Annotated in this window: 16 protein-coding genes; 7 read left to right on the forward strand and 9 right to left on the reverse strand. The window is 48.1% G+C overall.

What is annotated here, in order from left to right; genetic code table 11:
* Positions 1 to 218: 218 nt before the first annotated feature.
* Both KBY58_RS04430 and KBY58_RS04435 read right to left on the reverse strand, forming a co-directional pair.
* The gene (locus tag KBY58_RS04430) at positions 219 to 509 is read right to left on the reverse strand and encodes a hypothetical protein (RefSeq protein WP_255003145.1); all 291 of its coding nucleotides are present in this window, start codon (positions 507 to 509) and stop codon (positions 219 to 221) included.
* A 331-nt stretch (positions 510 to 840) separates the two neighbouring features.
* A protein-coding gene (locus KBY58_RS04435; RefSeq protein ID WP_409995713.1) for an IS3 family transposase occupies positions 841 to 1,952 on the reverse strand; the annotation gives its coding sequence in 2 pieces (ribosomal slippage) (positions 841 to 1,688 and positions 1,688 to 1,952; 1,113 coding nt in all).
* Between the two features lie 477 nt (positions 1,953 to 2,429).
* Between KBY58_RS04435 and KBY58_RS04440 the strand changes: the two genes are divergently transcribed.
* Positions 2,430 to 3,425, forward strand: a complete 996-nt coding sequence (locus KBY58_RS04440; RefSeq protein ID WP_255003147.1) for a hypothetical protein — start codon at positions 2,430 to 2,432, stop codon at positions 3,423 to 3,425.
* The gene (locus KBY58_RS04445; protein ID WP_255003148.1) at positions 3,422 to 4,222 is read left to right on the forward strand and encodes a hypothetical protein; all 801 of its coding nucleotides are present in this window, start codon (positions 3,422 to 3,424) and stop codon (positions 4,220 to 4,222) included. Before KBY58_RS04440 ends, KBY58_RS04445 begins: the two co-directional genes overlap by 4 nt.
* A gap of 181 nt (positions 4,223 to 4,403) precedes the next feature.
* Here the strand turns inward: KBY58_RS04445 and KBY58_RS04450 are convergent, their stop codons facing one another.
* Positions 4,404 to 4,751 carry a hypothetical protein gene (locus tag KBY58_RS04450; RefSeq protein ID WP_255003149.1) on the reverse strand — a complete coding sequence of 116 codons (348 nt, stop codon included), beginning with the start codon at positions 4,749 to 4,751 and terminating at the stop codon, positions 4,404 to 4,406.
* Positions 4,752 to 4,822: 71 nt separating this feature from the next.
* Between KBY58_RS04450 and KBY58_RS04455 the strand changes: the two genes are divergently transcribed.
* From KBY58_RS04455 to KBY58_RS04460, 3 genes are all read left to right on the forward strand, one after another.
* The gene (locus KBY58_RS04455; protein ID WP_255003150.1) at positions 4,823 to 5,020 is read left to right on the forward strand and encodes a hypothetical protein; all 198 of its coding nucleotides are present in this window, start codon (positions 4,823 to 4,825) and stop codon (positions 5,018 to 5,020) included.
* Between the two features lie 48 nt (positions 5,021 to 5,068).
* Positions 5,069 to 5,173, forward strand: coding sequence for a hypothetical protein (locus tag KBY58_RS12950; protein ID WP_315858032.1), 105 nt, complete (start codon positions 5,069 to 5,071; stop codon positions 5,171 to 5,173).
* Between the two features lie 114 nt (positions 5,174 to 5,287).
* Positions 5,288 to 5,755: a hypothetical protein gene (locus KBY58_RS04460; RefSeq protein ID WP_255003151.1), complete on the forward strand. Its 468-nt coding sequence runs from the start codon at positions 5,288 to 5,290 to the stop codon at positions 5,753 to 5,755.
* Here the strand turns inward: KBY58_RS04460 and KBY58_RS04465 are convergent.
* The gene (locus KBY58_RS04465) at positions 5,675 to 6,541 is read right to left on the reverse strand and encodes an IS3 family transposase (RefSeq protein ID WP_255003152.1); all 867 of its coding nucleotides are present in this window, start codon (positions 6,539 to 6,541) and stop codon (positions 5,675 to 5,677) included. The genes KBY58_RS04460 and KBY58_RS04465 overlap by 81 nt on opposite strands.
* A 26-nt stretch (positions 6,542 to 6,567) precedes the next feature.
* The gene (locus KBY58_RS12985; RefSeq protein WP_409995714.1) at positions 6,568 to 6,897 is read right to left on the reverse strand and encodes a transposase; all 330 of its coding nucleotides are present in this window, start codon (positions 6,895 to 6,897) and stop codon (positions 6,568 to 6,570) included.
* 89 nt (positions 6,898 to 6,986) lie between these two features.
* Between KBY58_RS12985 and KBY58_RS04475 the strand changes: the two genes are divergently transcribed.
* A complete protein-coding gene (locus KBY58_RS04475; RefSeq protein ID WP_255003154.1) occupies positions 6,987 to 7,325 on the forward strand; it encodes a hypothetical protein in 339 nt (112 codons plus the stop codon).
* Positions 7,326 to 7,595: 270 nt separating this feature from the next.
* Here the strand turns inward: KBY58_RS04475 and KBY58_RS04480 are convergent, their stop codons facing one another.
* Positions 7,596 to 8,294, reverse strand: coding sequence for a hypothetical protein (locus KBY58_RS04480; RefSeq protein ID WP_255003155.1), 699 nt, complete (start codon positions 8,292 to 8,294; stop codon positions 7,596 to 7,598).
* A 487-nt stretch (positions 8,295 to 8,781) separates the two neighbouring features.
* Between KBY58_RS04480 and KBY58_RS04485 the strand changes: the two genes are divergently transcribed.
* Entirely contained in the window at positions 8,782 to 9,816 is a 1,035-nt protein-coding gene (locus tag KBY58_RS04485) for an IS5 family transposase (protein WP_255003156.1), read from the forward strand.
* A gap of 698 nt (positions 9,817 to 10,514) precedes the next feature.
* On the opposite strand, the gene KBY58_RS04490 is transcribed toward KBY58_RS04485, so the two are convergent.
* The 3 genes from KBY58_RS04490 to KBY58_RS04500 all read right to left on the reverse strand — a co-directional run.
* Positions 10,515 to 11,786, reverse strand: coding sequence for a glycosyltransferase family A protein (locus KBY58_RS04490; RefSeq protein WP_255003157.1), 1,272 nt, complete (start codon positions 11,784 to 11,786; stop codon positions 10,515 to 10,517).
* The gene (locus tag KBY58_RS04495; RefSeq protein WP_255003158.1) at positions 11,779 to 12,630 is read right to left on the reverse strand and encodes an NAD-dependent epimerase/dehydratase family protein; all 852 of its coding nucleotides are present in this window, start codon (positions 12,628 to 12,630) and stop codon (positions 11,779 to 11,781) included. The genes KBY58_RS04490 and KBY58_RS04495 overlap by 8 nt, the downstream gene beginning before the upstream one ends.
* The coding region (locus KBY58_RS04500) for a hypothetical protein (protein WP_255003159.1) at positions 12,623 to 12,879 on the reverse strand (257 nt) is incomplete at its 5' end. The genes KBY58_RS04500 and KBY58_RS04495, both read right to left, overlap by 8 nt.

A 12,879-nucleotide genomic window follows, 5' to 3' on the forward strand; every position in this document is an offset into this window, starting at 1 on the left:
ACCTCCAAGCCCCTGTCGAGCCCCCTGAATGGAGCACCAACCTCAGCGGCCTGGTGCATGCCTACGGCTTCCCCCGCAGCGACGGGCCAAGCTCCAGCCCGCACCGAGCTAGAGGTTTCGCTCACCGCAGGAATTAATTTTACAATGCAAAGGGCTGATGCCTGATGAGGGGGGAGCTGATGCGGCCTGATCGGCATCCTGCTGAAGAGGCTTGTCAGCTACTCGTTGCCGTTTCCAGCAGCCAGTTGGAGAGCCGCCTCTCCACCGCCACAGCCCAGAGCTTGCTTAAATATTAAATTGAACCCAATCTTCTTAGCATCCAGAGTGCTGCCTGGGATGAGGTCAGGCTCATCCCAGGAATCGTTCACCACTAGATAGGTGGAGATGAAGCCAAAGACGATCAGCAAATGGCCCGAGCCGGTGCGTTGATCGACGGGCCCGCGGCGGATGGGAATACGACGTAATCTTCGCCCTACGAATAAATGGCCGGTTGACAGAATATCCGGCACGTTCTCACAGATCCGCGAAACAGGCACATCGATTGCCTTTACTAGCCGTGACACTCCGGTAGTCGACACCACCAATTTCCCCAGCGAACTGGCGAGGCAAGCGCTACAGGGTGGTGAGGCCAATGTCCAACAGTAGTACCGTAGATTCTACAAGGCTCTTCTCCTTACGGCGCAGATCCTATTTAAGCTGTGTCTCGCTCACTGCAATAGCCACCCAGTGCTGTCGCGTTAGGTACAGCGGTTTCCAAAACGATGGAGAACTTATCAGTAGAAACCCAACCTGACGTGACCCCCCTTGCTGCTCCAGTCCCTATGAGAGCTGTTGGGTTGGTCAGGCCGCTTTCCATTGCTGGAGGACTTCCAGGGGCGTGCGTCCCTGGAGAGCCGAATGCGGTCTGTAGACGTTGTACTCGATTCGGTGCTGCTCTGCCAATAATTTTGCCTCTGGTAAAGATGAGAAGAGCTCAATATTTAAGAATTCATCCCTGAGCCTGCTGTTAAACGACTCCACAAATGGATTCTCCCAGGGTGAACCTGGCGGGATGTAGGCAGTTGCTGAACCGCTGCCTATGCACCACTCCTGCAATGCGTGGGCAATGAACTCAGGACCATTGTCCATCCGTAGATGGGTCGGTGCTGGATACAGCTTGAGTAGCTGCTCGATCGTGTCGATCACTTCAAAAGCCCTGCAACGTCGACCTACACGGATCGCCAGGCAAACGCGGCTAAATTCATCTACCACATTCAAGAACTTGAGGGTGCGGCCATCCATCGTCTGATCGAACTGGAAGTCGATTGCCCAGACGTGATGCGGGTATTCAGAGCGCAATAGCTCCCTGTCACCTCCAGCAGGCCGGGACCGCTTGCGCCTGCGAGGCAGGGGCCTTTGGAGTCCTTCCTCACGCCAGATCCGTTGCACTCGCTTGTGATTGACGCTCCAGCCATCCAGTCGTAGCCGCCGGTAGACGAGCCGACGGCCCCAACGGATATGGCGCCGGGCCAGCTCCTGGATCCGTCGTTTGAGCTTCTGCTCCTCGATGTCTGCCAGCGGCACAGGGCGCCGCTGGGTGTTGCGGTGTTGACCTGTTAACCGGCAGGCACGACGTTGAGAAACCCGGAATCGATCTTCCAGAACCACGACGGCCCTGCGACGACGCTCCGGGCTTAGAAGTTTCCCTCGGCAAGCTCCTTGAGCATGGCCTTATCGAGTTCTGCTTCTGCCAATAATAGCTTTAGCCGAGTGTTCTCCAGCTCAAGCTCCTTGAGGCGTTTGGCCTCTGTGGCTTTCATCCCCCCATACAGCTGCTGCCAGCGGTGGTAGGTCGCCGGAGAAACTTCCAGGGCTCGGCAGGCGTCAGCAACGGCCTGGCCCTGGTTCAAGAGCTGCTCAGCGATCCGCAACTTGCGGATGATCTGCTCGGGGCTGTGGCGTTTGACTTTCAAGGGGCTTCTCCTGGCCAAGTTTGGCCGGTAGGGAAGCTCTCATAAGAGCTGGTTCAGTTTCTGGGGTCCACGTCAAACCCTCTGGAACCTTTTGCGATGCGGGCACCACCTCCCCCTGCAAACGCCAGATATCCCTTCAGTCGTGGAGGGTGCCTACATGAATGCCAGTTCCGCTGAGATCAGGGCCACACTCTGCATATTGGGCCGAATCATCCCCAACTCAAATCAGCCCTTACGGGCTCGCTGAAGCGATGCATTGCTATGCTCAATCAAGCACCCTTGGGTTAGAGTGTTCTGAATGGATGGACTACATTCAATCTTGCAAAGAAAAGAGCGCGCACCTTGCAAGAGTACCGATGCTGTACAATCAAAGTGTTTTTATAGACTACCATGACACAAGCCGGAGAAAATTGGATTTACCAAGCCCGGACGACAGGGGGCCAGGTCCATTAACATACCAATTATTAGAACTAAATTATGCTAACAATTGCTGTTCCGACCTATCAAAGACCTCGTCGGCTCCAAGAATTCATCGAACACAATTATCCAATTATAAAAAATGCAGGCATCAAGCTTTCTATATTCCATAATGAGCCAGCTCCCGATTACGACCCGACTTATTTAAATATAGACAGACACTATATGAATACCAATACTGGATGGACAGGAAACGCGCGAAAAATAATTTCTTGCATAAAAGAAGGTTATTGCCTGATTGCGTCTGACGAAGAACGATTCAGCCCCAACCAGCTTTGTCAATTAGCAGAGATAGCCTCTTCGGATAGCTTCGGCATGGTATTTCTAAACCGCGGCTGCGATAATTCAAAACAATTCCCGCTAGAGTCTCAGTCGCAGATATCAGTGCTCAAGCTGCTTAAATCAGTTCCGTTTACAGAGGCGTGCTGGCTTTATAATACGCGATTAAGCAATTCTATTGGCCATCCTAAACTTTCAAGCACATTTATTTATAAAACTAATCCACCTCTATCGCTTCTATTATCTGGAAGTGCCCTTTCAAATCATAATCACGCCGTAATGGATAAGCCTCTGCTAATGAGTGAGCCCCTTGGTTCTGTTAAGTCTGGCTGGACCTCATGGCCTCCAAATATTCTGATCACTCATTTATATTTTATCAAGTTTTCATTATACTTTGACAGCCTCTTGGGTAATACCGCTGCGGACAACTCACTTGCAATGCCTCTTTTGCCTGGATTTATAAATCACATTCGTTTATGCTGCGCCGCTAACTGCTATGTTGGCCCTACTCTGGCCTCTGCGGTGCTAAAAGCTTGCAAAATGACGAGAATATATTCTAATTATAGTGATTTATTAGACTATTTTCTTGACTATAACGACAAAAGCCTTGCGACACTCCCGAGTGTATATTCTTCGGAATATACTTACAGCAAAAAAAGTAGAAGTTTATTTTCAAGTATTTACCCTGAATGGTGTCACGCATCCTATTCTACATGAAATCTATCTACTCTAAAAACCATATTCAAATTATGGAGGGTCATCCTAGAGGTTTTTGTTCCAACTTACTTTGCTTATTCGGGGCGCTTTATAGAGCCTGGCTAATTGGTGGACATGTTTCTGTCTATCATGAATCTCTTTTTAACCTTTATGTGGATTCTTTTTCGAAATTCAAAAGCTATAAAGACATACTCGAGAGCCCGCTACTCATTGCAGATTCTGGCCTGCACAACCCGGTAGATATGGGCCAATTCCTGTTTGATACACGCAATGCAATCACATTTAAGGTTGGCCAAGAGATGTTTTCATCGTTAATAAGCTTTAATAGCTTACTTTTAGAGGAAGCGAACAAGGTTTCACTAAACAAGCCATATGCTAGTTGGAATCATTCTTTGCACAGGCGTTGTACAGACCATTCCATGCATGAGTTTATCCAGCCTCGAAAGGTTTTCTTTGATTATATTAGGACTAATATTCCTGGCGACGAATATTTTTATTTGGCTACAGATTCTCAAGCAGAACTGGAAGGTTTTCTCGCTGAATTTGGCGAAAGAGTTTTATACAATGTAGTGGAAAGATCAAGCTCTGGCGAGCCAATCCATCTTTCTTCTCCGAGGAACCATAAATCTAGAGAAAAGATGTCTGACCTTAAAAATAAACGAATGATAGAAGTAGTTTCCGACATTCTACGAATAGCGAGCTCTACTACTGTATTATGCACAAATTCGGGAATACCTTACACCGCTAAACTAATAAACTCAGAACTCAAAATAAATGATATAAGCCTGCCGCGTTAATGCAAGTGCACATATCTGCGATCATTTAATTAAAAGGATCTCAAATAATAAGGAGGTTGGGCAGGCCGAAGGGGCTCAAAAAGCGCACTAAGGCATTTGAGCATTAATATTTTGTCCCTTAGAGTGAGCCAAACTCTAACAGTTTAGCCGTTCAGCTTCTAAAAACTCTATCCCGCTGATGCTACGGATTTAGAGAATGCAGACAGCGAAGTAAGTTAAGGACTAGGATCTTTTGACCCCACCACGCCTTTGTCCTTTCAAGCCCAATCTTTATAGTTAACTTTCCACCCATGGACATGGTCATGCATCCAAAAACATGGTCAACACAATCCTTTATTGCAGAATTAAGACGGTTCAGTTCCTTGCCCGCTTCCTGTAGATGATGATTACGGGAGCCTTTTTCATGGATCAAACCTTCGAAGCCACCAATGTTCAATAGTTCTTCAAATCCCTGGATGGCATAAACTGAGATCGCCCAGAAGTAGATATGTTCATTCTCTTGATCTAGTATCTTTGGAAGCACTTTCACGTAGGCCCCAAAAACTGAACCAGCCCTTATGAGAGATTCCCTAACGGCCAAAATTGGCAAAGAAAAGCTCTATGAAACGCTTGCGCCACAACCCCGTAGCCGAAGGCTTCTCCGCAGGAGTACAAATCATCCGCAAGCTGCGCACCACTGAGCAGCTTCTCAATCAGGGCCAGAGCGTCGCTGACGTCTGCCGAGCCCTGGGGGTCTCCCCCGGTTTCAGGAAGGTTGTCACCCCTTTTATTCGTACACCAGGGGGCTTGAGGACATGAACAATGCGTCGTTACAGCGAGACCGTCAAGGTTGATGTGAGCAGGCGGATGGGTCCGCCACAAAGACAGAGCGTGGCCCGGATTTCAAAAGAGCTGGGCATTCATATTTTGACCCTCTACAGATGGAGAAGGTGTTTGACGACAATTAGGTAGGCGGGTCGCGCCAACTAGATAGTCGGGTCTCAGGACGCGACAACAGGGCTCCGATCACGGTCTGGAGCTCCAGCGATGCCCGCCTCTATGTCGTTGCGGATTAAGGAGCGGTATATGGCTAAAAGGGCAAGTGGCCTTAGTCAGCAGGTGGCTGCTGATGCGGTCGGGATTTCAGTGCGCAGCGCCCAGCGGATTAACCGTGGTGAGCTGCAGGCCAGTGCCCAGCAGCACCAGCAGTGCGGTAGACGCTGGCGCACTCGGCCTGACCCTTTGGTTGAGTTCTGGGACAGCGTGCTGGTGCCCATGCTCGAGAAAGTACCGCAGCTGGAACCCCAGACCCTGCTGCTGCACTTGGAGCAGACCTTTCCAGATCAGGAGTGGTACCGGCGCAAGCGCACCCTGCAGCGCCGCGTCGAGCAATGGAGGTCCTTGTATGGCCCTGCCCGCGGCGTGATGTTCCTGCAGCACACCATGGGGTTGCCCCAAAAAGGTGGACAGGTATTAGGTGCTCACGGGTTTGATTTTAGAGGACTCGATGAACCTGAGCTCGTAGTCGATTGGGCTGAGGTAGCCAATCGTTGAATGACGACGCTCACGGTTGTAGTAACCGTCGATCCAGAAGGCCAGTTGCCGCAGCAACTGGTGGGGTGAAAGGAGCATTTTGGCGTCGTGATCTAGGTCGAGTTCGTGTTTAAGGGTGGAGAAAAAGCTCTCCACCACGGCGTTATCCCAGCAGCAGCCCCTGGCCGACATGCTGCAGCTGATCTTGCGGCCTTCCAGCATCTGCTTGTAGGCCGTAGCCCGGTATTGGCTGCCCTGGTCCGTGTGGATCAGGAGTTGATCGGGTGCGATCTGGCGTTGCCCGAGAGCTCTGTTGAGGGCCTCCAGCACCAGCGTTGCTTCCATGGAGGAGCCCATGGCCCAGCCGACCACACGGCGGCTGTAAAGGTCGATCCAAACCGCCAGATATCGCCAACCGGCGGTGGTGCGGATGTAGGTGATATCACCAGCCCAGCAGCGATTTGGTACCAGGGGAGAAAAGTCCTGCTGCAGCAGGTTTTCCACCACACCATTAGCCCGATTGCCTGAGTTACGGCAAGGCTTAAACCCGCGTCTGGTCTTTGCTTTTAGCGCTGAACAGCGCATCAGCCTGGCCACACGGTGGCGACCCACCTTGAGACCAGCGGCCCTGAGTTCCTGATGCACACGTGGTGCGCCATAGAAGCCCCGATGTCGAGCAAATACCTCCTGCACCTGGGCGGTGATCGCAGCGTTCTCCTTGACCCTTGGGCCAGGGGATTGCTGCCGCTGCCGCCAGGCATAGAAGCCACTGCGGGCCACCCCCAGCTGCTTGCACAGCCAGGCCACAGAAAAGCGATCCGACAGCCGGCTGATCAGCCGAAACCTCTCGGCGGCAGCTGCTCTTTCGCAAAATGAGCTGCCGCCAGCTTGAAAAAATCCTTATCCCTCCTCAGCTCTCGGTTTTCCTTGCGCAGCCGGGCCAGTTCAGCCCTTTCCTCGCTGGTGAGCTGACCCTGCTCGGGAGGGCCAAAGTCACCGCGATCAATCCGGGCTTGCCTTACCCAAGTGGTGAGGCAACGGGGATGGATACCAAGGCGTTTTGCAGCGGTTGCACAGGAGAGGTTTTCACTAAGGCAAAGAGCAACAGCCTCAGCTTTTTGCTGAGGTGTGAACTGGCGTTTGATCTTGGTTGGATTGGTCATTGGCTGGAAGTCTGTGACGTGGACCCCAGAAACTGAGCCAGCCTTTATGAGAGCTTCCCTACCGGCCAAAATTGGCCAGGAGAAGCTCCATGAAACGCAAACGCCACAACCCCGTAGCCGAAGGCTTCTCCGCAGGAGTACAAATCATCCGCAAGCTGCGCACCGCTGAGCAGGCAGATCCGCTGCTGGCGTCAGCCGGCAGAAGTGTGGATCAACAAGCCACCAGAGGAGCCCAATTCAATCCAGCCGTTACCATTAATCCAGGCCGCCTGAATGGCAGCCCAGGAGTTACACCTTTCCTGAAAGTCACCGCCGCCAACGAGCTGTCGTCTACGAACAGGCACGCCAGCACCATCCAGGCGTTAATCACGATCAACCAGGTGCTGGTGTCAACCGGAGGTGGCCTGGATCAATCAGCCGCCGGATGAGCTCAATAAACCAGGGAAGCTACATTTGGTACAGGCCGCCTGAACGGCAGCCCAGGAGTGACACTCTTCGCGAAAGTCAGCGGGCCTAATCGCCAAGGAAGATCTCACGATTGTAGCCTCAGTTTTGAAAGAAAATCAGCCTAAAATTCAGAATCGGAGATGAGACTGCAACCTTATATAAATCCTCCCTCGAGTCATGCAAATCTGATATACATGCAAAAAACATAAGATGAGCCCGTAAACTCCTAATCCCTTTACGCTTAAAAAATACTATAAAGATTCAATCAAATGCGGAACCCAAGACAATAGGTTATGACGATACAACACAGATTCTCTCGCCGCCTCTATTCCTCTGGCATCACAAATTCCTAGTTCAACAATGCTAAGAATTTTATGGGCTGCCACTATGGGGTTCTCCCCATAGCTCAGTACAGGGAAATTAAGGCAAAGATCAGCTGGCGCCCTACACGCCCCAGCGTAGATTGGCATACATCGACCAAGAATACAATCACTAAGCTTTTCTGTCCAGTAATACTCTGAATTTGAATTTTCAATTACAATGGAATACAGATAGTCATCCAAAGCAGCCTTCTTATCAGCCAAGGGCCTGTAACCAAATCCATAGATATCTACCAATCCCGGAGCCAACTCTTCAAGAGCTTTTGCAATTCCAAGGCGCCATTTATGGCCGGGCAAACCAGATTTTCCACTCACCACAAAAGAAATAAGCTTTCTCTTCGCAAGCTTCTTATCCTGCCGAAGGAAATCAAGCTCTACAGTCGTTTTATTCGGAACATGTAATAGCCCAGAGTCTGTACTAAAGGGAATCCCATAAAACCAGGGCACAGCAGAATGAGCTTGAATTACTGTACAATGAGATGGCGTAGATAGTGCATAAGGGGATATAATCAGACCAAATTGCTCAAGAAACTCAGAGGACGGCTGCCATACCTGAGGGTTTTCGTGCATAACATAAATCCTTCGCTCACGCCTGTGATTCGATAGTGAGTTGGGCAGCTTAGCGACATCAGAACATAAGAGATAATCACAATCCTCCTCAGGAAATGGCGTCCATTGATGACTTCCAAGTGATCCTGAGAATTGCGAGCTCTGCCTTAAAAATGTTGTTCCACCCCATCGAGGCTGTTGTATATAGATTTTCATTCAACTATAATCGAATTTTCATCGGTGTATAGAGGCAAAGCCCATGGACGATCGTGGCATATTAGCGAGCCTAGGCCTTGGCGATTAACATTATAGTTTAGATTGGAAGCAATTATGCCAGGAAAGAGATGTACATGAGTATTAGTACGCGCATTGGCCTGTCCGAGACCAAAACAAAAATTCTTGAAACATGTCATGTTACTAAGGCTTAAGGGCACCACGAAAAATTGCTAACTCACTTGATTATGGCGATACTTGGATTATAGTATATGGATCAGATTTGTGACTGTTCATGGGTCAGCGTGGCTTCTGGGATGAGCAGCAGAGAGTCTCAATGCTCCAGGACAAGAAACCGGTCCTTCATCGGCTGACTAGCTCGATTCCATGGGAATCGTTTCGGCCTATGTTGGAAAAAGGATATTCGCAAGAGCGAAAAAGCAATGCTGGCCGTAAGCGAATCGATCCCCTAGTTCTTTTCAAGATGCTGGTTCTACAGCAGCTTTTCAATCTCAGCGATGACGAGCTTGAATTCCAGGTGAATGACAGACGCTCCTTTGAGGAGTTCGTAGGCCTTGGTGTAATGAACAGCATTCCAGATGCCACTACAGTTGCCTTTTTTAGGGAGCGGCTTCGCAAAGCAGGTGTGATCGAGGAGCTCTTTGAGATGTTTGAGACATATCTTCGTTCTCAGGGCCTACAGGCCCGCGGTGGGCAAATCATTGATGCAACACTAGTTCCCGTTCCAAAGCAACGTAATTCCAGAGAAGAAAATAAGGAAATCAAGGCGGGTAATATTCCAGAGGGCTGGGAAGAAAATCCAAATCGATTGCAGCAGAAGGATTTAGATGCTCGCTGGGTGAAAAAGAATGGCGTCAACCACTTTGGCTACAAGAACAGTATTTGCATCGATGTTGACCATGGATTTATCCGCCGTTACGCAATTACAACTGCCAGTATTCATGATAGTCAGATGTTCCCAAGTGTACTAGATCCAGAGAATGAGCATGACTACGTCTGGGCGGATTCAGCTTATGCCATCCAGGGATTTGAAGAACTACTGAGCCTAGGTGGCTACGAAAGTCTGATCCATGAAGAAGGCTCACGTAATCATCCTCTACAAGAAGCGAGCAAAGAACTGAACCGTCTTAATTCTGCAATAAAGGATTGTGTTGACCATGTTTTTGGCTGTATGACCATGTCTATGGGTGGAAAGTTGACGAGAAAGATTGGGCTTGAAAGGACTAAGGCGTGGTGGGGACTAAAGAACCTAACTTTTAACTTTCTTCGCTATCTTCATTGCTTTAGACCCGCAGCATTGCTGGCATAAATTTTTTGGAAATCTAAAAGCTGGACTGCTATAGGCCAACACGCTTTCTGACATAGGATTAAAATATTTAAACGCCTTAGGGCGTTTTTATGCTCCCTATAGGCTGCTCAAATTCTTTATTATTCGAGGTTCCCTTAAATCAGTTTAGGCTAAGCCTTAGGGTCACAGCAGTATGACCCAGGCTATGCAAGGATTTTGAGTATTTACCACTTTGTCCTGAAACCGGTTCTGCGCGGTGGCAGTGCGGTCACTGCCAATCGCCATGGAAATCCGGCTCTGATCATTACGCTCAACCTGTGCCTGCATCCCTAGGTGATTGATTCTATGAGGTTAGGTCCTTTTCTCAAGGCCTCCTCCAGCACGTTGTCGATATGGTCCCGAATGCGGGTAGACGCAATCGGCTAAACATTGCTTCCAGCCCATCGATGTTCAGCACGCCTGCACTAGCCCACGACCCATAGGCAAGTCAAAGGCCATGGGGCCCTAAACACCAGCGCTGACAGGATAAAGAGTGCAGCTAAGTCACCCGCCGGAGTGGCTGTTGATGCAAGGGGTGGGCAAGTCCACCTCTCTTTCCTTCATCGAAAAAGGCTTCTAATCACACACAATCACACAATCACACAATAAGGGCAAAGACGCCAACCATACTAGATTTATATGGAACCTGAAAGTATCGTTGTATACTTTCTTGCACAGATTTAGAAGTTATGGCGAAGGGATAGCCTGGAAAGCGAAGGATGCCAAGAAGCAGCTAAAGCAAATGAACGTATAAGTTCTAGAACTGCGGTCCTTTGCCAGCTACAACCATAGCGGCCGATAAGCTTTATAAAAAATGCATGCACTCCCATGCAGAACATACAATATTCAATGTAAATGTTATCGGAGTTTTGGTGAATAGCAATAAACACCGAAGGGATGCAGAACAGGATGGGCATCTGCAACAATTCAGCAACAACAGTTCTTAGTTGATAGGGGTCAAAATCAAGAACTTTAGCAACATTTCGAGAATCATCCCTAAAAAACTCTTGTGTAATCAAGGCCTCACTTTGCCATAGATAATAAAGATAGAATATTGCAAAAAAGGAAGGTAACTGAGCATACTGGTTGTAGACAATTGAAAGACGATTGATAATGCGCTCAGGAAGGCCATAGGTATGAGTAAGGATTCCACAACCTTCAGATTCCTTGTCGCAGAATTCTTCAAAAGCATTTGCTATCGACGCAATAGATACGGGAATACTAACAATTGCCAAAGATGTTAGATCAGCGTGAGAAACCCAACAATGCTGGGGGAAAATAAGTTTTCTAGCAGGAGGATCTAGATTGATCTCTCGAAATTTATCTACGCGAATAAAAAGACCACAGATAGGTTCAAACAATTGATGGATCAATGCCGCTTGACTATGAGAGCCAAAGAGGCTTTGTATGCTAAATATGTCTTTATTGATAGAGAAAAAATGGGTCGCGATAGATTCTTGGTGCGATATAAATTGCGATTTGAGAGTTCCAATATCTATGTTTGGCTCATTGAGGAGAATACTAGATAGATAGAACAGGTTTAGAGGAGGTAGCCAATCATCATCGCCCTGAAAAACCATGTATTTAGTCGAACACAAATTCGCCAAATTCTGGAGGTTAGATCCAAAGTTTGTGCCAGTAAGATTTTTATAAAAAAAGACTGGCAAATCAGCGAACTCTCTAACAACAGGAAGATAGCCTTTGCTTGAACCATTAATCGAAACTATTATACTAAACCATTGATCACTTTTAGAACCTAGTGCGAATTTCAAGGCTCGTAAAACACGCCTAAGGCGATAGGGCCTATTATATGAAGGGATTCCTAAAGTGAGTAGTTTTTTTTGTGGGGTAGCAACATTAACGCCAAATGATAAATATTCGGCATATGATTTTGGCGCATTTCTCAATATCTCTGTATTTAGAATGTGCGCCGAAAAAGGATGCTTACTCATAAAAAACATTCAATGGAAGACCTACTATTTCTGGTATATCTACGGCGCGAGTATGAATAGGAGGAGTGACAATAATTTGACCGCGAGCATTCTCTTGGCGCCAAATTTGACTAGCAAAATTAATGAGCGTAGTTCCCACACCGCTGCATATGTTCTCGACACGAGGATATCTAGTGTGCTTATCATCTAAGATTGAAATTAGTGACTCAACAATATGATGCGCTGCCTGACTAGCGTGCATAAAGTCTCGTATTAAATTAGGTTGATTAATCTCAAAATTTTCACCGGTTCTAGCCTTCTGTAGCAACAGCGGAAATAAACGGGAGGGGTGCTCTCCCCTGCCATAAACTTGAAAAAGCCTTGAATAGATTAAATTAACAGAGTATTCTCTTGCCCAATCTAATGACAGTATACAGAATGCAGCCTTAGAGCTTGGGTAGCTGCCTACGGGAGCAAGTCTAGAAAGTGGGTGCAGCGGGGTCTCATTTTTTGCTGTGAGCCCAAATTCGAAACAGGTTCCAATAGCAAGAATGTTTCTCACTCCACAAGTGTAAGCTAGCTGCAGGAGACGCATGTTTAACATGACGTTCTGCATTGTACATTGTGAATGGGTATCATAGGGCTGACAGGAAGAATAAGTACCTAAAAGTAATAAAGCCGAAGAAGAACGGAGCGCATCCTCAAGCAAAGAGATAGGTTCTGAGTCATTGGCTTCAGTTGTCATAAAAGTATTGTTCCCGGAAAAGAGGGGAATGGGGATAATATTTTCGTGGTACCGTGAGATAACATCGCAAACGTATTTCCCGAGAAATCCGCGGGTGCCTGTTATGGTTACATTATGCATTAATTATTAAGCGTTTAAACATGGTGTCTCTCCGTGACCGAAGGAGCGAGAGCTGATGAAGCTCTTCAAGATTAGCAAAATCAAAGGGTAGGCTGAACATGTCAAAACCCTTGTCATCAGCCTGGGAGTATGACGCTGAAGATATATATAAACAAACCGATTCTTCTAGTGCAATAAAACCATGGCAATGACGACCGTCACCAGGGATAATTGCAGAGACCCCAACACACACCCACCCACACACCCCCC

Origin of the sequence: Cyanobium sp. HWJ4-Hawea, from assembly GCF_024345815.1 — a bacterium.
GTDB lineage: Bacteria > Cyanobacteriota > Cyanobacteriia > PCC-6307 > Cyanobiaceae > Cyanobium_A.

Excerpts from the sequence above, each read along its gene's own strand:
- KBY58_RS04440 (WP_255003147.1), top strand. The coding sequence starts at position 2,430 with ATGCTAACAATTGCTGTTCCGACCTATCAAAGACCTCGTCGGCTCCAA.
- KBY58_RS04445 (WP_255003148.1), top strand. The coding sequence starts at position 3,422 with ATGAAATCTATCTACTCTAAAAACCATATTCAAATTATGGAGGGTCAT.
- KBY58_RS04455 (WP_255003150.1), top strand. The coding sequence starts at position 4,823 with ATGAAACGCTTGCGCCACAACCCCGTAGCCGAAGGCTTCTCCGCAGGA.
- KBY58_RS12950 (WP_315858032.1), top strand. The coding sequence starts at position 5,069 with ATGGGTCCGCCACAAAGACAGAGCGTGGCCCGGATTTCAAAAGAGCTG.
- KBY58_RS04460 (WP_255003151.1), top strand. The coding sequence starts at position 5,288 with ATGGCTAAAAGGGCAAGTGGCCTTAGTCAGCAGGTGGCTGCTGATGCG.
- KBY58_RS12985 (WP_409995714.1), bottom strand. The coding sequence starts at position 6,897 with ATGACCAATCCAACCAAGATCAAACGCCAGTTCACACCTCAGCAAAAA.
- KBY58_RS04475 (WP_255003154.1), top strand. The coding sequence starts at position 6,987 with ATGAAACGCAAACGCCACAACCCCGTAGCCGAAGGCTTCTCCGCAGGA.
- KBY58_RS04480 (WP_255003155.1), bottom strand. The coding sequence starts at position 8,294 with ATGCACGAAAACCCTCAGGTATGGCAGCCGTCCTCTGAGTTTCTTGAG.
- KBY58_RS04485 (WP_255003156.1), top strand. The coding sequence starts at position 8,782 with ATGGGTCAGCGTGGCTTCTGGGATGAGCAGCAGAGAGTCTCAATGCTC.
- KBY58_RS04490 (WP_255003157.1), bottom strand. The coding sequence starts at position 11,786 with ATGAGTAAGCATCCTTTTTCGGCGCACATTCTAAATACAGAGATATTG.
- KBY58_RS04495 (WP_255003158.1), bottom strand. The coding sequence starts at position 12,630 with ATGCATAATGTAACCATAACAGGCACCCGCGGATTTCTCGGGAAATAC.